Raw genomic sequence first — 19,381 nt, 5'->3', positions numbered from 1 at the left:
ACAAACAAAGATACAGGCAAACCCTAATTGATGATAACCACCTACTGAAGTAGGTGGTTTAGGGCTGAAAACAAAAACGGCATCTAAAAGATGCCGTTTTTTTATGGGGCAAGTTAAACTTTATAGTTCAACGGCTGCATCTAATGTCATGATAATCATGTCATTGAACGTAGTTTGACGCTCATCGGAAGTGGTTTTTTCACCAGTTCTGATGTGATCAGAAACGGTCACAACACAAAGTGCTTTCGCACCTAGCTCATGTGCTACGCCGTATAAACCAGCGGCTTCCATTTCAACACCTAGCACACCCATTTTTTCCATCACATCAAACATTTCAGGATCTGGCGTGTAGAACAAGTCTGCTGAAAATACGTTACCAATTTGCGTTTTGATATCATGCTTTTTAGCTGATTCAACTACAGCACTTAATAGACCGTAGTCTGCAATTGCTGCGAAATCTTGGTTTTTGAAACGTAAACGGTTTGCTTGAGAATCAGTACAAGCGCCCATACCAATGATCACGTCGCGAAGCTTCACATCAGCACTAATCGCACCACAGCTACCAACACGGATTAAGTTTTTAACGCCGTATTCTTTAATTAGCTCGTGAGCATAGATAGAGCATGAAGGAATACCCATACCACTACCCATAACAGAAATACGCTTACCTTTATAAGTACCGGTATAACCAAACATATTACGTACGTCAGTCACTAGCTCAGCATCTTCTAAGAATGTCTCAGCAATGTACTTTGCACGTAATGGATCGCCAGGAAACAGTACTGTTTCACCAAATGCACCTTCAACAGCATTAATATGTGGTGTAGCCATGAATATAACCCCTATGTTTATTTTATAAGTATTCAGGCTCATGTTTATTGTTAACATGTAGCCAAAATTTGAGTAAGTTTCTTTTTAAATAAAAGACTCACCGTAATCCATTGCTGGTAAATTAAAGTAACTTGCAATAGATTGACCAATATCTGCGAACGAACCTCTTCGCCCAAGTGACCCAGCTTCTAATCCTGCGCCTAACGCTAATACAGGAACATGCTCACGGGTATGATCTGTGCCTTCCCAAGTCGGGTCACAACCATGATCAGCTGTGAAAATAACTAAGTCATCATCAGACAAAATTTCAAACAACTCTGGCAAGCGCGAGTCAAAATACTCTAATGCTTTAGCGTAGCCAGCTACATCACGGCGATGACCATAATGCGAATCAAAATCAACAAAGTTAGTGAAAATTATGGTGTTATCACCAGCACGCTTTATTTGCTCAAGCGTTTGGTCAAACAGCTCTTCTAACCCTGTTGCCTTAAATTTTTGTGTAATACCACAGTTAGCGTAAATATCAGCAATCTTACCGATACTGACGACTTCACCACCTGCATCTTTAAGTTTATCTAATACAGTGGGTGCTGGCGGCTGTACAGCATAATCATGACGATTACCAGTACGGGCAAAATCACTGGCATCACTACCAACAAATGGACGCGCAATAACACGACCGATATTGTATGGTTCCAATTCTTCACGCGCGATTTCACAAAGGCGGTATAGTTTTTCTAAACCAAAAGTTTCTTCATGACACGCGATTTGGAACACCGAATCAGCCGAAGTATAGAAAATTGGTTGGCCAGAGCGCATATGCTCTTCACCTAACTTTTCTAAAATCACAGTGCCAGAAGAATGGCAATTACCTAAAAAGCCATCTAGACCAGCACGTGCTAGAATTTTATCAGTGAGTTCTTTAGGAAATGAGTTTTCAACATCACTGAAATAACCCCATTCATACAAAACAGGTACACCTGCCATTTCCCAGTGACCACTAGGTGTATCTTTACCAGAGCTCAATTCTTTGGCATGTCCATAAGCACCAATCAATTCAACATTCTCGTCAAATCCTGCAGCAAACTTACCAGTAGACTCAAAGCCTGCATGTCCTAAACCGAGCTTGGCAAGGTTTGGTAACGACAAAGGGCCTAAACGATCTATATCGGCTTCGCCAGCGGCACACACTTTAGCAATATGGCCAAAAGTGTCAGAGCCAACATCACCGAACTCAACGGCATCTTCAGTAGCGCCTAGTCCGAATGAATCTAGCATTAAAATAAATGTACGTTTCATACTCTTTACCTCTTACAAATCTGTCGCTCTGATATAGCGGTAGATTTCTGGTGTTTTCTCTGGCGCTACATCAGCAACATTGATCGCTGACTTAATCGCTTGGGCAGCCTCAGCGAACGCATCTTCTGATTGCGCATGAATAACGGCTAATGGTTTATCAGCATCAACCTGCTGACCTAACGCACTCACATCTGACAGACCAACACTATAATCTAGCGCATCACCTGGTTTGCGACGGCCGCCTCCTAGAGTAACGACAGATAAACCAAGCTCACGAGTATCCATGCTATGCACAAAGCCAGCTTTGTCAGCATATACCGGACGAATGATTCCTGCTTTAGGTAGGTAATTTGCGTAGTTTTCAACAAAATCAGTTGGACCACCTAAGCCTGATACCATTTTGGCAAACTTCTCAGCAGCTAAGCCGTTATCTAGCACTGCATTAAGCTTAGCTCTTGCTTCAGATTCTGTTTGAGCAAGTCCGCCTAATTGCAACATTTCAGCACAAAGTCCCATTGTGACTTCATACAAACGTGGATTGCGGTATTCACCTGTTAAAAATTGAATCGCTTCCTTAACTTCAAGAGCATTACCAGCACAAGAAGCCAGTACCTGATTCATATCGGTCAACAATGCCGTCGTTTTAGTACCTGCACCATTTGCGACAGCGGTAATACTGCGCGCCAGCTCTTCAGATGCTTCATAGGTTGGCATAAATGCACCTGTACCCACTTTGACATCCATGGCTAGGGCATCTAAACCAGCGGCCAATTTTTTAGATAAAATGGATGCGGTAATTAACGAAATTGACTCCACAGTCGCGGTATTGTCGCGAATAGAGTAAAAGCGTTTATCCGCCGGCACTAAATCCCCTGTTTGGCCAATAATCGCGACACCAGCCTCTTTAACGACTTTACGAAATAGCTCACTAGAAGGTTCAGTCTGATAACCTGGAATAGCATCAAACTTATCAAGAGTGCCACCCGTATGTCCTAAACCTCGACCTGAAATCATAGGTACAAAACCACCACAGGCAGCAGCCATAGGGCCTAACATTAGGCTAATGACATCGCCAACGCCGCCAGTACTGTGCTTATCGATGATGGGACCGTCAGCTTTTAATGCATCCCAATTTAATATCGTACCTGAATCGCGCATCGCCGTTGTTAAAGCAATACGCTCATCCATATTCATATCGTTGAAATACACAGCCATGCCCAGTGCAGCAATTTGCCCTTCTGAAACAGTGTTGTGTGTAATACCGTTGACGAAAAATTGAATTTCTTCTGTCGTCAGTGAATCACCATTGCGTTTTTTACGAATAATTTCTTGTGCTAGAAACATAAACTGCTCCTCAAGCAGGCACATCTTGCCTGCTTCTCAATCCATGAATATCGTCTGTAAGCAGACGTTAATGTAATAGCTAGCTATTACGCTTTGCTGCTCATTAGTAACCTTGATTGGCTTGAGGAGCATTGGCTAATTCAAGTGTATGCAATAAGCTATTTAATAAGCTTGAAGCACCAAAACGGAAAGAGTGAGGACCAACCCAATCAGCACCAAGAATACGTTCAGCAACGCCGATAAACTCAGCAGTTTGTTGCGCGTCACGCACACCACCAGCAGGCTTAAAACCAACGTTAGTGTTTTTCTCACTGATAACAGTTAGCATGATTTCAGCAGCTTCCAACGTAGCATTAACAGGGACTTTACCAGTCGAAGTTTTGATAAAGTCAGCGCCGGCATCAATCGATAACTCAGATGCTTTACGAATTAGAGCAGAGTCTTTTAACTCGCCAGACTCAATGATCACTTTCAAAATGGCCTGTTCGCCACAAGCTTCTTTACATGCCTTAACTAACTCAAAGCCAACTGTTTCATCGCCAGCCATAAGTGCACGGTATGGGAATACAACATCAACTTCATCTGCACCGTATGCCACAGCAGCACGGGTTTCTAAAACGGCAATCGCAATATCATCATTACCATGTGGGAAGTTAGTGACTGTGGCGATTTTGATATCTTCACAGTCCATTTCATTAAGGGTTTTGCGTGCAATAGGAATAAAGCGAGGATAAATACAAATAGCCGCGGTATTGCCTGCAGCCGTTTTGGCTTTGTGACATAAGTCGATAACTTTTTGATCAGTATCATCATCATTAAGCGTCGTCAGATCCATTAACTGGATACCTAGTTGCGCAGCTTTTTTCAAGTCAGACATAATTCTTCTCCAAAACAAATATAAAAGTAAATATGTAATGGCAAAACTTTAAGCATGGCGATTGTGATTATATTTATGGCCGGGCCTTCAGGCTTGCCGGTAAATTGTGTTTGTAGGGACAATTCACCAAATTTGTATTCAATCTGATAACGAGTACCACGACTTGAATCCATGAAGACCGGAAAAGAGCAACAAAGTTATTGTGACATCCATTCCGCGAAAAATCCGTTTTAGCGCGTAAAACCTTTATTGAAATACACTAAATATAAATTATTTGATGTCAGTGTATTTTAGTAAAAGTTAAAGAGGAAAGTTAGTAAATATCGTAAAAATATGGGAGCCATTTACATGGCTCCCAAAGTACAATTAGAAGTTGTACTTAGCTGAGAAGATCATCGCGTTTTGGTACGCTTCTGAACCTAGCTTCTGGTGTGCGTAACGGTATTGAACACCAAATGTGAAATCTTTAGTCGCATTCCACCAAACTGCTACCGCACCATTCAAGCCAGTGTCACCACCGTTACCTGCAGAGTGCTCATCAGAACGGCTAAATTCAATTTCGTTCCAGTTAGTGATCATGAAGTCTTGGTCACCAAGCTTGAAGTTGTAACCAAGTACCCAACCTGCCATGCCACCATTGTAGCCAGCACCGATGAAGTTGTTATGAACGTAGTGAGCACCTAAGAAAGGCTTAACCCAAAGTCCAAAGTCAGTGTTGATGTCATAGCTAACACCAAGAACAATGTTTTGCTCGTAGAAACCAGAAGAGTCAGAGATGCTGTAGATATGACCGTAGTAGTTCCAGTTAGTGTCGCCCATGTTTACAGCAACAGAACCTTTCGCAGCTACACGAAATGCTTCAGCGGCATCTTTACTCGTGTCGTAGCCGTAATCACCCTTAGTTGGGTTTTCGAAATCGATAAAGCCGTATACATCACCCCAATCGTAGCCAGCGCCACCTTCAACTTCGATATATACGAAATCTTCTTTACCGCCATTAGTACGATCAGTAGTACCTGAAGACCAATCTAAGTAGTTCACAGATACATTAGCAAAACCGTAGTATTGTTCTGCTTGTGCAGTTGTTGCAGTCATTGAAGCTACAGCTACTGCTGCTAAAGCTAAAGTTTTAACGTTTTTCATCATCAACCCCATTTATCATTTATTTGCTGCCTCTGTGGGCAGCGTAGTCTTTACAGTGCGTATTTTAGCGCCGCGAAACTGAAACACAATCACTTTAACTTAAAAAAGCGGAAACTTAATCCCAATTTGTGAACAGTGTCTCGATCTCTATTTACATCAGCGCAACACAACAAACTCTTTTGTAACAGCAAGTGCATCATCTCTTATTGCTGGATTTATACACTTACAATAACTTCGCGATTTCGGAAACGGTGGATCAACGCAATTATCAATTTGCATTTTGTTCCACCTCAAGTGAATCACTCAAGGCACAACAGAAAAGGGAGCCTAATTAGGCTCCCATAGAGGATTACAATGCTAAGAATAAACCAGCAAGAGTAGCACTCATTAAGTTAGCTAGTGATGCTGCGATTACCGCACGAACACCAAGCTTAGCTAAGTCATGGCGACGAGTAGGCGCCATAGCACCTAGACCACCAAGTAGAATTGCAATAGAAGACAAGTTAGCAAAACCACATAATGCGAAAGAAATAATCGCTTTAGTACGGTCAGTCATCACTTCGCCTGTTGCTTCAACTAAGATACCGCCATCAGCAACATCTTTTAGGTATGGAGCAAAGTTTAGGTAAGCAACAAATTCGTTTACAACGATCTTCTGACCGATGAAAGAACCTGCAACCATAGCTTCCGCCCAAGGTACACCGATTAAGAATGCTAAAGGCATGAAGATGTAACCAAGAATTAGCTCAAGTGATAGGTTTTCCATACCAACCCAACCACCGATGCCACCAAGCATACCGTTGATCATTGCAATCAAACCAACGAAAGCAAGAAGCATTGCACCTACGTTAAGTGCTAAGTGCATACCTGAAGAAGCACCTGCTGCAGCAGCGTCAATAACGTTGGCTGGCTTATCTTCATCTTCAGGCAAGTCAGTCATTTCGTTTTTGGTTTCTTCAGTTTCAGGGTGCATAAGCTTAGCCATCATTAAGCCACCTGGTGCAGCCATGAATGATGCAGCAACTAAGTACTCAATTTTAACACCCATACCAGCGTAACCCGCTAGTACAGCACCAGCGATAGACGCTAGACCACCAACCATAATGGCAAACAGCTCTGAGTTTGTCATTGAAGGAATGAATGGACGAACAACTAATGGCGCTTCAGTTTGGCCAACGAAAATGTTTGCAGTTGCAGACATAGACTCCGTACGGCTAGTACCTAATGCTTTTTGTAAACCACCACCGATGAACTTAATTACCATCTGCATGATGCCTAGATAGTAAAGAACAGCGATTAAAGAAGAGAAGAAAACGATAACTGGTAGTACACGAATCGCAAATACGAAGCCAACACCGTTAGCAAACATTGCGTCAGTACCAAGACCACCAAATAGGAAGTCGATACCAGCTTGAGAATATCCAATTACATCAGCAACACCTTGTGAAACACCACCAAGCACTTGTTGACCAAATGGAACATAAAGTACGAAACCAGCAAAGAACGCTTGAATCGCTAACGCACCACCAACGGTACGTACATTAATTGCTTTTTTATTAGTTGATAGGAGGAAACCTATCGCAAGTAAGGTGACCACCCCTACTAGACTCATTACTATATCCATTAATCATCACCCTTTTGTTAACAGTTTTTATTAATGTTGTTAACTCACCTAATTTCCGCTGATGATTATAACCGAGCATCAAAAGAAAATCGTGGAATTGATCAAGTTTTTAAAGTTTATTTTCAGAGCCTTACGTAAACCAAGGGCAAACATTAACGTTTGTTTATGAAAAAACAATTAAAGCTCAAACAGTTGCAATGCATTCTCGAACAGTCGTTCTTGTGCATAAACAGTCGAAATATTTTGTAATGATGCTACCTGTTTTGTGATCGCTGTCACACTTAATTCTGTTTTTGCTAATATTGTAGAAATTTCTGCTTTGGGAGACGTGATATCGGTTTCGATTAAAAAGTGTTCTATGGATAAATTTTCAACCGTGCGGTGAAGCTTTTGGGCCTGTTGGTTGAGCAAAATAGGACCTATACCGAGCTTAAAACCGAGATCAATATAGCGATTTGCAAGTTGCTCACCACCGTAAAACCCATGTATTACCCCAGCTTTAGGTAATTTCGCTTGCTTAAGGATTGAAATCAGTTCCTCATGGGCTTTGACACAGTGCAATATAATGGGCAGTTTAAAATATTTAGCAATTTCTAGTTGCTTCTTTAACATTAACAATTGCTTATCATACTGTGGATGTAATTTATCAAGACCACACTCCCCAATTGCAACCAAGCGGTCATTTTTAACATTTTGTTCAACAGTCTGCTGCAACTGCTCAAAAGCTTCCTCAAGTTTTTCAGGTACGTACCACGGGTGTATCCCCAATGCAAAAGCACAATGGTACTGCTCTGCAACATACAGCTGTTTTTGCCACAATTCAGGACTTACACCAGGTAAAATCACCTGTTTAATACCTTGTTGCTGCAAGCACTGGAACACCTGCTGACGACATTCATCAAAGGCATCAAAGTCATAATGAGCATGAGTGTCAATCATCGTTCCTTTCCTGATTAACTGGATCTAGCTTTGTGGCTGTTCGGTTCGTGTTTCTCTCGTTATCTCGGCTAATGTCAGGATCTTGCAACCTAGGAGCACAACAACGTTTGCTTTCAGGCGTTAACCCCATGGCATCACACCATTTGATATATGCCTGCCACGGTTTTACAACCAGGGTGTTTAGCATTCGTTTCATCACTCCCTCCAACAGCAGTTTCCTTTGTGATTGTTGCAATAAAAAAGGTGGCAAAGCCACCTTTTAATCATACCAAAATGAGTCAAATTTACTCGATTTTGATGATGTTATTACTTTAATCGAGTCTAGTTCTCGCGGGTTTTCGCAAACTCAATATCTGGATAGCGCTCCATTGATAAGTTTAAGTTAACCATGGTTGGCGCAATATACGTAAGGTTGTTACCACCATCAAGCGCCAGATTAGGACTACATTTGCGACGGAACTCTTCCAATTTACGCTCATCATCACAATAAACCCAACGTGCGGTACTGACACTAATCCCTTCATAAATGGCTTCAACGTTATATTCACTTTTCAAACGCCCAACAACCACTTCAAACTGAAGTACACCCACTGCACCCACAATTAAGTCATTGGAGTCAATCGGCCTAAATACCTGTACTGCACCTTCTTCAGCTAACTGAACCAGCCCTTTAAGCAATTGTTTCTGCTTTAATGGATCTTTTAAACGGATGCGGCGGAACATTTCTGGTGCAAAGTTTGGAATACCAGTAAATTTCAGTGCTTCACCTTGTGTAAAGGTGTCACCAATTTGAATGGTACCGTGGTTATGCAAACCAATAATATCACCTGGGAAAGCTTGCTCAACTTGTTCACGGTCACCTGCGACAAAGGTTAGTGCATCAGAAATACGCACATCTTTGCCTACCCGCACATGACGCATTTTCATGCCTTTCTCATACTTGCCCGACACAATACGCATGAACGCAACGCGGTCTCGGTGTTTCGGATCCATATTCGCTTGAATCTTGAATACAAACCCAGAAAACTTACTGTCATCAGCTTTGATTTCACGTACGTCAGTTTCACGAGGTTGTGGCTTGGGCGCCCATTGCGTTAACCCGTCCAACATATGGTCAACACCAAAGTTACCCAATGCAGTACCGAAATAAACTGGGCTTAACTCACCTTGCAAGAATGCTTCATGGTCAAACTCGTGTGACGCACCTAAAACCAACTCCAGCTCTTCACGCAATGTTTCCGCTAACTCACTGCCAATTTCATTTTCAAGTTCAGGGTTGTCTAACCCCTTAACAATACGAACTTCCTGAATAGTGTGGCCTTGACCAGTTTGGTACAAAATAGTTTCATTACGAAGTATGTGGTACACACCTTTAAATGACTTACCGCATCCGATTGGCCATGTAACTGGTGAACAGGCAATATTTAGTTCTGTTTCAACTTCATCAAGCAATTCCATAGGATCGCGAATGTCTCGGTCACACTTGTTCATGAAGGTGATAATTGGCGTATCGCGTAAACGGGTCACTTCCATCAGCTTGCGAGTACGATCCTCTACACCCTTAGCCGAGTCAATAACCATTAAACATGAGTCAACAGCTGTCAACGTACGGTAAGTATCTTCAGAGAAGTCTTCGTGACCTGGTGTATCAAGCAAGTTAACGAGGCAATCTGCGTATGGGAATTGCATCACCGAGGTTGTTATCGAAATACCACGGTCCTTTTCCATTTCCATCCAATCAGACTTAGCATGCTGCTTTGAACCACGACCTTTAACCGTACCCGCGGTTTGGATCGCTTGACCAAACAACAGTACTTTTTCAGTGATGGTTGTTTTACCCGCATCCGGGTGAGAAATAATTGCGAAGGTACGACGTTTATCGACCTCTGTTGAAATAACTGACATGCTAACCTGCGCGCTGACTGTAGATAATAAAAAAGGCGCAAATTATAGCGCCTTAGTATCAAATTTTCTAGGTAAACTAACCTTGCTCTGCTTGGCCAATAAGAGACTTCATTCTTGCAAGCTCAATGCGTGCATATCTATGCTCAACAAAATCATAAATATTGGTGGCTAATACTAAACGGTATAAATTAGCTGCCTTTTGGTAGTCACCTTGGCTATCAGCTTGTTTTGCTATGTAAAAATAGGCTTCACATAGACGTTCAGCATACTCTTTTGCACTAGATAAATTAAATTTAGCGGCTTCAAATAGTTGCTCTTCAGTGACATTACCTAGGTAAAAGTCGACCAATACAGTAGACCAAGATGTTGGAGGTAATTGCTTTCTATTTTCTGATAATGTAGCAGTTGCTTGCTCTTGCTCCATTCCAACACTGATCAAATATAGCCATAAAGCACGGTAACCATCTGAAGGTTGTCTATCATAGAATGTCTGTAAATCCTGCTTAGCTAACTCATAGCGTTCACCATAGAACAAGGCAATACCACGATTTAAATAAGCATAATCATATTCTGGCGCAAGCTCTAACACACCATCGAACGACTCATAAGCACTTTCAAACTCACCTTCTTGGGTGTAATAGATGCCGATGAAATTGTAGGCGTCAGCTAAATTCGGCTGCAACTTAATCGCGTTATGAAAATCTATTCTGCCTAATAATCGTAAACCAACGCTGTCGTAGATAACACCGCGATCATAATGAAATCTTGCACGTTGTTCATCAGTCAGCTCCATGGTCGCCAAAATTTCATTTAGCTTAGCTAACGTCACTTCCTGTTGGTAATCAGGCATGACAGGCTCTATTTGGATCTGCCCTTGTGCAGCGGGGGTTCCTGATTGGGTAGCAGCACATCCAGTCAACAACATGGTTGACGCCATCATTGCTGCTATCACACTAGTGCGTAGTTTAAATTCCATTCATGAGGCCTTATCAGGATATTTGAATATACTGCATCATAGCAATGTAGTTGGCTAAGGGCTACGACTGACAAGTAATTTTTACAGAAATCAGCCACAAAAAAGGAGAGCCTAAGCTCTCCTTTTATATAGCATTATCGTCAGAATATATTATTCAGCAGATTCTGCTTTAGTTTGTGCTTCTTTAATTGATAGACGCACACGACCTTGACGGTCAACTTCCATCACTTTAACAGCAACTTCTTGGTTCATTTCTAAATGATCTGATACGTTAGCAACACGCTCTTCGCTAATTTGCGAAATGTGTACTAATCCATCTTTGCCAGGAAGAATGTTAACGAATGCACCAAAGTCTACGATACGGATAACTTTACCGTTGTAGATGCGGCCAACTTCAACTTCTGCAGTGATTTCTTCAATACGACGAATCGCTTCTTTAGTTGCAGCGCCATCTGATGAAGCAATCTTAACTGTACCATCATCATCCAGTTCAATCGTAGTACCCGTTTCTTCAGTAAGCGCACGAATAGTCGCACCACCTTTACCGATAACATCACGGATTTTCTCAGGATTGATTTTGATTGATGTGATACGTGGAGCGTGGTCAGAGATATCTTCACGCGCACCAGAGATTGCTTGGTCCATAACATTAAGAATATGAACACGTGCACCGTATGCTTGTTGCAGTGCGATATCCATGATTTCTTTAGTGATACCTTCAATCTTGATATCCATCTGCAGTGCAGTGATACCATCACGAGTACCCGCAACTTTAAAGTCCATGTCACCTAAGTGGTCTTCATCACCTAGAATGTCAGAAAGAACAACAAAGTCGTCACCTTCTTTAACTAGACCCATTGCGATACCAGCAACTGAAGTTTTAATTGGTACACCCGCATCCATTAATGCCAGTGAGGTACCACAAACAGAAGCCATTGAACTTGAACCGTTTGATTCAGTAATTTCTGATACAACACGCACACTGTATGGGAATTCTTCAGCAGAAGGCATAACAGCTGCCATACCACGCCAAGCCAACTTACCATGACCGATTTCACGACGCTTAGGTGAACCAACCATACCGGTTTCACCCACAGAGTAAGGAGGGAAGTTGTAATGAAGCATAAAGCGGTTAGTACGTTCGCCCATGATGCTATCAATTTTTTGTGCATCACGTTCTGTACCAAGTGTACAGGTAACTAACGCCTGAGTTTCACCACGTGTAAACAAAGAACTACCATGAGTACGTGGTAAAACACCCGCATTGACATTTAACGCACGGATCATATCTGGCTCACGACCATCGATACGTGGCTTACCACTGATAATACGGCTACGTACTACGTCTTTTTCAAGGCTACCAAGTAGACCATCAATTTCACGTATATCAGCTTCAGGGTTATTCGCTAGCAATGCTTCTTTCGCAGCCGATTTAACGACACCAACTTGTGCGTAACGCTCTTGCTTAACTTCAATTTGGTAAGCTTCAGTTAAACCCGCTTCCGCCAAATCTTTAATTTGAGCAACTAAGTCAGCATCTTTTACAGGTGCAGACCAGTCCCAAGTAGGCTTGCCAGCTTCTGCTTTAAACTCAGCAATAGCACTGATAACCACTTGTTGTTGGTCATGACCATACGTTACAGCGCCTAACATGATTTCTTCTGCTAAAGCTTTAGCTTCCGATTCAACCATCAGTACAGCACTTTGCGTACCTGATACCACTAGGTCTAGGTCGCTTTCTACAACTTGGTCAACTGTAGGGTTAAGTAGGTATTCACCATTAATATAACCTACACGTGCTACACCGATAGGACCATTAAATGGGATACCAGAGATAGACAACGCAGCAGAAGTACCAATCATAGCCACAATGTCTGGCTCGATTTGTGGATCTACTGACACAACAGTGATGATAACTTGAACTTCGTTTTTAAAACCATTCGGGAATAAAGGACGAATTGGACGGTCGATTAGACGAGCAATCAAGGTCTCATCTTCAGATGGACGACCTTCACGCTTGAAAAAACCACCAGGGATTTTACCAGCAGCGTAAGTCTTTTCTTGATAGTTAACGGTTAAAGGGAAAAAGTCGCGGCTGGCATCAGCCTCTTTCTTACCCACAACGGTGACTAACACTGTTGTATCGCCCATGCTCGCTAAAACTGCAGCATCTGCTTGACGTGCAATAACACCTGTTTCTAAGGTGACAGTATGCTGACCATACTCAAAACTCTTTACAATAGGATTCACTTGACCCATTCCTTAATTATTTACCTTTAAATTTCGCGCATAAGTATACTGCAAATATTTTCAATAGTTAAATAAACACTGCACTCCCACAGTAAATATTTTGCATTTTATTTAAACAATTACGCCTGCTTTGCTCTTGCTGACGAGAACATATCACTCAGCATAGTTGTTTCATTGTGCACAATAATGAATTATTGATGACAAGATGGCAGAATTTGACTAGAGTTAATGTTGTATTTTCTAGCAAATTTGTAAGTTGTCACTGGTAACGCAAACCAATACAAATCAATCGCTAGTTGCAAAATAACAGGCTTAGCCTTAATGATTTTTCGGCCAAAGTCGATAACAATAAATGACGCAAATTGATACGTGATTGTGCGCCCGCTATAGGCCCTATGAAAATAGACGTCACCAAGACACGGAAATACTAGATGAACGCAAGCTTTAAATCTCTGACTTGGAAACAAACCAATCTAGTTGTGTTCACAGCGCTTTTCTTTGCCATTGCCGTTTTCATTGTCGAAATAGCTCTCGTCGTCGTTAATACTAAGCAGCAGTTAACCGCGTCCCAACAAGAACTCCTGAATTCTGTTGAGCAAACTACGTCCAATGCAGTGTGGTCATTGGATGACAAACTTGCGACTCAAACACTTGAAGGAATAATTAAAGTTGATCATGTCGGTTCATCAATGATCGAACTGGATGATGGTAGCTTGTTCGTGTCCGTTGCAAACGAGCCAAGTAAACGCTCTGAGAACTATGCGCTGATTAGTGCAAAGTTGTTCGATAGTTTAAAAGAAATATCTCGGCCTCTGTATCGTCCTTACTACTTTGAGGGCAGTAACAAGCAACAATTGATTGGTACACTGACCATTTTTTATGACACACAAAAGCTAACAAATTCATTATTTGATCAATTGCAACTTGGCTTTATTGCTACGCTTGCAAGGGCATTATTGCTCACCTTAGTATTAACGGTTGTATTCCACCGTTTCCTCACACAGCCTATTGCACAGATCAGTGAGGCTATTGATAAAATTGACACTGATTCGCCAGATGAAAATCTGTTACCGATATCAAAGGCCCACAAAGATGATGAACTGGGATTAGTGACCAGCAAGTTCAATCAAATATTGCTGCAGTTCAGTCAAACTCAAAACAAATTGAGAAAAATGGCCACACGTGACCCACTAACTGGGTTACCAAACCGTACCTTGTTATTAGAAACGTTGAATGTTGCCATTCAACGTTCAAGAGTACACAAGCGTAGCTTTACACTACTTTTCATAGACTTAGATAGATTTAAAAATGTTAATGATTCATTGGGTCATGCATTAGGAGATCAGTTTTTAGCCCGAATTGCACGTATTCTAGAACGTGTGGTGGGTGATAAAGGCAGTGTTTCGCGTTTGGGCGGAGATGAGTTTGTTATCCTCGCCCATGATATTCAAACGCCTGATCAAGCTGCTGACTTTGTCGATAAGATTTTGACTCAACTTAATGCCCCCGTTCAATTAAATGATCATGCAATTCATCCTGCAGCTTCAATTGGTATCTCTATATACCCAGAAGACGGGGTCTGCGCTGAAGACTTAATCCGTCATGCTGATATTGCCATGTATAGCGCAAAAGCTGCAGGCTCAAATCAATGGTCATTCTTCAAACAACAAATGACTGAAAAAGCGGCTGTACGTCTTAGAACAGAAGCCTCATTGCACGATGCGTTAAAAAATGAAGAATTCCTGCTGTATTTCCAACCTAAACTTGATCTAAGTACAGGCAAGGTCATTGGTTGTGAAGCCTTGATTCGCTGGCAAAAAGATGGCCGATTAATAAGCCCTATTTCATTCATCCCAGTTGCTGAAGAAACTGGCATCATTATTCCTATCGGCCGTTGGGTAATTGAACAAAGTTGTAAGATTATTCGTGAATGGCAAAAACAGTATGGTTTTGCGTTGCCAATTGCCGTTAATGTCGCTTCACAGCAATTTGCTGATGCTAGTCTAGTGCCAGATATCAAACAACTTGCTCTTCGCCATCAAGTTAACCCAGAGCTACTAGAAATAGAAATCACAGAAACATCATTAATGAATGATGTTGAGGAAGCAATTCACAAACTCGGACAGCTAAAGACCGCCGGTTTTGGCATTGCTGTCGATGATTTTGGTACAGGATATTCATCACTTTCTTATTTACAACATTTGCCTATTACAACCATGAAAATTGACCGAGCATTTGTAAATGGTTTACCAAAAGACAGCGCAATCGCTTCAACAATTTTGATGTTGGGTAAACAGCTTAAATTAGACATTGTGGCTGAAGGCATTGAAACTGAAGAGCAGCTTAACTGGTTAAAAGAGCATGAATGTGCAATTGGTCAGGGCTTTTATTACAGTAAACCACTGCCCCTAGATGAGTTTGAAGCGCAATACATCAAACCATTGCAGAACAGCGTGGCAAATTAATAATAAAGCATAATCGACCGCCTTTTATAATTGCAATATAAATAGCCCTTTTAAGCGCGATATACCTTGCCTGAACATGGCTGTTTCAGTGTTAGCATATCGCTACATTGCGCTGTTACCAATTAAGACAGTGAGATAAAAGGACTTATGAATTTATCATTCAAACACTGGTTACTATCAGTATTTTGTTTCGCCATGATTGGTTGTAGTAACACCATTCCTGTCGAAGAGCGCCAACAAGTCAGAGATGATTTAAATGCTCAATCAAAACAACTTATCACCTCGCTTTTAGAGTCTTACCCTCGCCTTGAGCAACAAATTAATGATGCCTATGGCTACGCCACCATTTTCATGTTCAGACTTAAAGTGCCCGTTATTGGCGGTGGCTCGGGTATTGGCATCATTCATGATAACCACAATGGCACTGATACCTATATCGATATCAATCGTTATGATCTAGGCGCTGGACTCGCTTATGGAAGCTATCAAACTTTAACCCTTTTCGAAGATAAACAAAGCTTGGATGCTTTTATTAAAAATGGTTACCGCGGCGCACTCGCCACTGAAGCGAGTTGGCAAAGCGACAGTAATTTAAAGCATTATTTTATTGGTCGAGACACTGCTTTCCCAACCTATGTGAACTACCAAGGAGATACCAGTTTAGTTGGATCAATACAGGTAGAATCTATCTCAGTTAATCATTCTCTGACCTATACAGGCTTAGGGGATTTAAGAGTCGCAAATAAGGAGGATAAGATCGAAAGACCTTCCCATACAAAGTGGGAACAGGCGTTACCTTTTTTTGCACAGGATGTTATTGATAAAGGTTACAGTCTGCCTAAGCCCTACGGTGTGAGTATCATCTATGCTGAAACCAAACAGCGAATGACCATTGATGAGTTAGAAGCGGGGTTTAGTTTTTGGGACAAAGGCAGAATTCCGATTGAGTTTGTTACATTTGACAATAACTACTCCCATTCAGAGTCGCCGCAAATCAAGTTTGACGCTTGGCTGTTTCCTTTCATGAACGTGTTTGCCACCGTGGGTAAGGTGAACGGCATGGCACACATTGAATTTGAATTAGACGGCAACTCTATCATTGAACAACTCGAATTAGATTGCTCAGGCTTTCCACCTAAACCTGTGTGCCAGAAACTGTATGACTTTCTAGAAGACAACTCATTACATGTACCTCTTGATGTCGATTTAGATGGCATGAACTACACTCTGGGAACCATCTTGGCAGCAGGTTGGCAGGATTACTTTGTCACGGTGCCGATTTCATTTAGCTACATTAAAATGAAAAGCTCTAAAGCAGAAGAGCTAGTATTTAATGCTTCTCCTCGCATTGGTAAGCAAATCCCGACTTACAAAAATCAAAGCATTGCACTGTTTATTGGTGCTAATTACCTCGACAGTGACTTAACCATCACAGGTCAATTTCAACTTCCGGACTTTGGCTTAGGTGACAATGAATATATCGATTACAAAATTCGCCAAGAAAATATTGATAAATGGTCATTTATTGCAGGCGCAAACTACAATTTTAACCGTCAATGGTCACTGGCTATGGAATATTCACAAAAAGGCGATGATAAACGGCAATTCATCTCCGTATTGAACTACCGTTTTTAACAAATAATCCCTATGTTTCGACTTTATTTGAACTCAAACGACAGGGTTCCCCCCTTAACATGGACACTTAGGAAAAAACATGAGTAAAGCAGAGAAAATCTATAACTTTAATACCCCACAAAGACTGTTTGTAGGTTATACCCTTGCGATATTAGTGGACTTAACCGTACTCAATTTTTTTGATGAGTACTGGGAGCACGTTAATATTGAGTCGTTTTCAATTTCCTTTATGGCTGCAATTTTACTGCAGTTGTTATTAAAGCTCTCCATCGGGCTTGAGAATAGACTTGCTCAATACTTCAGTACTAAACCAGGCAAATCAGCCAAAATTTACCGTGGTATTTGCAGCTACATTATTTTGGTCGGTTCCAAGTTTGTCATGCTAGAAGCGATTAACTTACTGTTTGGCGACAAAGTGCAATTCACAGGCCCATTCAATGGTATCGTGGCATTTTTTGCAGTAATTTTTACCATTTTGATTGCAGAAATCATCGTCGGCAAAATCTACTTTGCATTAGATAACAGCAAGAAAGCTTCAAACGAGTAACAAAGCACTGGTCAGTGGTTGTTTTTAGGCTGGAGTAATCAACTGTCCTCCAGCCCAGCGCCAATGACGTTATTCAAACGATGCCACAAACGCACTTGATGCATCGATGTAAAAGTGCGTATCGAGAGCTTGCCGTCCGAGCAACATCAAATAGGTCATATCTGAGCGGTCAGTGAGTGTGATTTCTATATCCCACTCATGCTTGCCCAATATAGCAGGCGTTTTAATCACATAGCGTTGTTCACTCATGCCGTTGGATGATTTCACCTTTCTTACATCATGTAACATGGCATGACAACTCACTGTTTTCTCGACATTATGAATTTCAGGGTGAATATCAAACGTAATCCCCGGCTTACCATCCAAAGATATCCGTTTGATATTATCGACATGTAGTGATGATGTTTGTGCACCGGTATCCACTCTGACCGTCAGTTGATTGATCCCTAAATCAGGCAACGTGATATTTTCCACATGTCCAATGATGATGCGTTTATTCATATCAGCACCTCATTAGCAACATGACTGTTTACTAACTGCTCTTCCACAGATTCAATTTGTTCCGCAATGGCTTCATCATCTTCTTTAAAAAAGGCAATGTGATACATAGCTTCACCTTCTTGCACCAAAGGAATATTTTGCTTTCCAATAATGACACCGTCTTTAGTTGCAATCACCTGCCCTAATAAATCACCATAAGGGCTGCCGATATCAGCGAGTACATCACCTTTTTTCACTTGGTCGCCCAATTGAAAGTGATGCGTCACAATGCCGCTACTACTGGCCCTGAGCCAACCACTGTTATTTGCAATAAATTGATGAATGCTTTTCTTCCGTTTGCGGCTTTTTGGCATCATGTTTAAGTAACGCAGTACATTGACAATGCCAGTTATTCCAGCCCGAATCGAAAACTCATCAAACCTCAATGCTTCCCCTGCTTCATAAAGCAATACTTTCGTGTCTTTCTCTACTGCGGCTTCACGCAGCGAACCATCAACAATATCTGAGTTCAAAATCACTGGTACACCAAACGCTTTAGCCAGCTCTAGGGTTTCTTTGTCCGCTAGTTGAGCTCTAATTTGTGGCAAGTTAGAGCGATGTATCGCACCTGTATGTAAATCAATACCATAGTCACAGTGGCTAACAATTTCCTTGAGGAAAATATTCGCCACTCGAGCGGCTAGCGAGCCTTTAGAGGAACCTGGAAAGCTGCGGTTTAAATCACGCCTATCTGGCATATATCGGCTTTGGTTAACCACGCCATATACATTCACCATTGGTACGGCTATCAGCGTTCCAGAGGAGATTTTAAAGCCCTTTAAATTAATCAATCGCCTGATGATCTCAATACCGTTGAGTTCATCACCATGCACTGCGGCACTCACAAACATTGTCGGCCCCGGCTTCTTACCACGAATAATATAAACGGGTAAATTTACATCGGCGTCGGTATAAAGCTTGGCAACAGGCAGATCAATCTTCTTAGTTTGACCAGGCGCAATGCTGTGCTCACCAATTGTTAATACACTCATTTTGTTCTCTACCT

The 19,381-nt window shown here is 41.6% G+C and carries 15 protein-coding genes; 3 read left to right on the top strand and 12 right to left on the bottom strand.

Going from position 1 to position 19,381, the window contains the following annotated elements:
* Positions 1-120: 120 nt before the first annotated feature.
* The 10 genes from deoD to pnp all read right to left on the bottom strand — a co-directional run bounded on the left by deoD (position 121) and on the right by pnp (position 13,188).
* Positions 121-831, bottom strand: coding sequence for a purine-nucleoside phosphorylase (deoD, locus tag ACHUGF_RS17860; RefSeq protein ID WP_394133273.1), 711 nt, complete (start codon positions 829-831; stop codon positions 121-123).
* Between the two features lie 84 nt (positions 832-915).
* The gene (locus ACHUGF_RS17855) at positions 916-2,130 is read right to left on the bottom strand and encodes a phosphopentomutase (protein WP_394133271.1); all 1,215 of its coding nucleotides are present in this window, start codon (positions 2,128-2,130) and stop codon (positions 916-918) included.
* Between the two features lie 12 nt (positions 2,131-2,142).
* The gene (gene deoA, locus ACHUGF_RS17850; RefSeq protein ID WP_394133269.1) at positions 2,143-3,474 is read right to left on the bottom strand and encodes a thymidine phosphorylase; all 1,332 of its coding nucleotides are present in this window, start codon (positions 3,472-3,474) and stop codon (positions 2,143-2,145) included.
* Positions 3,475-3,577: 103 nt separating this feature from the next.
* A complete protein-coding gene (gene deoC / locus ACHUGF_RS17845) occupies positions 3,578-4,351 on the bottom strand; it encodes a deoxyribose-phosphate aldolase (RefSeq protein ID WP_394133267.1) in 774 nt (257 codons plus the stop codon).
* 366 nt (positions 4,352-4,717) lie between these two features.
* Entirely contained in the window at positions 4,718-5,494 is a 777-nt protein-coding gene (locus ACHUGF_RS17840; protein ID WP_394133265.1) for an outer membrane protein OmpK, read from the bottom strand.
* A gap of 349 nt (positions 5,495-5,843) precedes the next feature.
* Entirely contained in the window at positions 5,844-7,118 is a 1,275-nt protein-coding gene (locus ACHUGF_RS17835; RefSeq protein WP_394133264.1) for a NupC/NupG family nucleoside CNT transporter, read from the bottom strand.
* 177 nt (positions 7,119-7,295) lie between these two features.
* Positions 7,296-8,057: a TatD family hydrolase gene (locus tag ACHUGF_RS17830; protein WP_394133262.1), complete on the bottom strand. Its 762-nt coding sequence runs from the start codon at positions 8,055-8,057 to the stop codon at positions 7,296-7,298.
* Positions 8,058-8,378: 321 nt separating this feature from the next.
* Positions 8,379-9,962 carry a peptide chain release factor 3 gene (gene prfC, locus ACHUGF_RS17825; protein ID WP_394133261.1) on the bottom strand — a complete coding sequence of 528 codons (1,584 nt, stop codon included), beginning with the start codon at positions 9,960-9,962 and terminating at the stop codon, positions 8,379-8,381.
* 76 nt (positions 9,963-10,038) lie between these two features.
* Positions 10,039-10,938 (bottom strand): lipoprotein NlpI, encoded by a 900-nt coding sequence (gene nlpI, locus ACHUGF_RS17820; RefSeq protein WP_394133259.1) that lies wholly within the window; start codon positions 10,936-10,938, stop codon positions 10,039-10,041.
* 150 nt (positions 10,939-11,088) lie between these two features.
* The gene (gene pnp / locus ACHUGF_RS17815; RefSeq protein ID WP_394133257.1) at positions 11,089-13,188 is read right to left on the bottom strand and encodes a polyribonucleotide nucleotidyltransferase; all 2,100 of its coding nucleotides are present in this window, start codon (positions 13,186-13,188) and stop codon (positions 11,089-11,091) included.
* 431 nt (positions 13,189-13,619) lie between these two features.
* On the opposite strand from pnp, the gene ACHUGF_RS17810 reads away from it, so the two are divergent.
* The 3 genes from ACHUGF_RS17810 to ACHUGF_RS17800 all read left to right on the top strand — a co-directional run bounded on the left by ACHUGF_RS17810 (position 13,620) and on the right by ACHUGF_RS17800 (position 17,835).
* Positions 13,620-15,653: a putative bifunctional diguanylate cyclase/phosphodiesterase gene (locus tag ACHUGF_RS17810; protein WP_394133255.1), complete on the top strand. Its 2,034-nt coding sequence runs from the start codon at positions 13,620-13,622 to the stop codon at positions 15,651-15,653.
* A gap of 147 nt (positions 15,654-15,800) precedes the next feature.
* The gene (locus ACHUGF_RS17805; protein ID WP_394133254.1) at positions 15,801-17,288 is read left to right on the top strand and encodes a hypothetical protein; all 1,488 of its coding nucleotides are present in this window, start codon (positions 15,801-15,803) and stop codon (positions 17,286-17,288) included.
* Positions 17,289-17,367: 79 nt separating this feature from the next.
* Positions 17,368-17,835 carry a hypothetical protein gene (locus ACHUGF_RS17800; protein WP_394133252.1) on the top strand — a complete coding sequence of 156 codons (468 nt, stop codon included), beginning with the start codon at positions 17,368-17,370 and terminating at the stop codon, positions 17,833-17,835.
* 69 nt (positions 17,836-17,904) lie between these two features.
* On the opposite strand, the gene ACHUGF_RS17795 is transcribed toward ACHUGF_RS17800, so the two are convergent.
* Both ACHUGF_RS17795 and ACHUGF_RS17790 read right to left on the bottom strand, forming a co-directional pair.
* Positions 17,905-18,336, bottom strand: a complete 432-nt coding sequence (locus ACHUGF_RS17795) for an ATP-dependent zinc protease family protein (protein WP_394133251.1) — start codon at positions 18,334-18,336, stop codon at positions 17,905-17,907.
* Positions 18,333-19,367 (bottom strand): succinylglutamate desuccinylase/aspartoacylase family protein, encoded by a 1,035-nt coding sequence (locus ACHUGF_RS17790; protein WP_394133249.1) that lies wholly within the window; start codon positions 19,365-19,367, stop codon positions 18,333-18,335. Before ACHUGF_RS17790 ends, ACHUGF_RS17795 begins: the two co-directional genes overlap by 4 nt.
* Between the last annotated feature and the right edge of the window lie 14 nt (positions 19,368-19,381).

It is taken from the genome of Shewanella maritima (genome assembly GCF_043643735.1).
Classification (GTDB): domain Bacteria; phylum Pseudomonadota; class Gammaproteobacteria; order Enterobacterales; family Shewanellaceae; genus Shewanella; species Shewanella maritima_A.
Note: the sequence above shows the minus strand (reverse complement) of the source record. Positions and strands in the feature narration are given on the sequence as shown.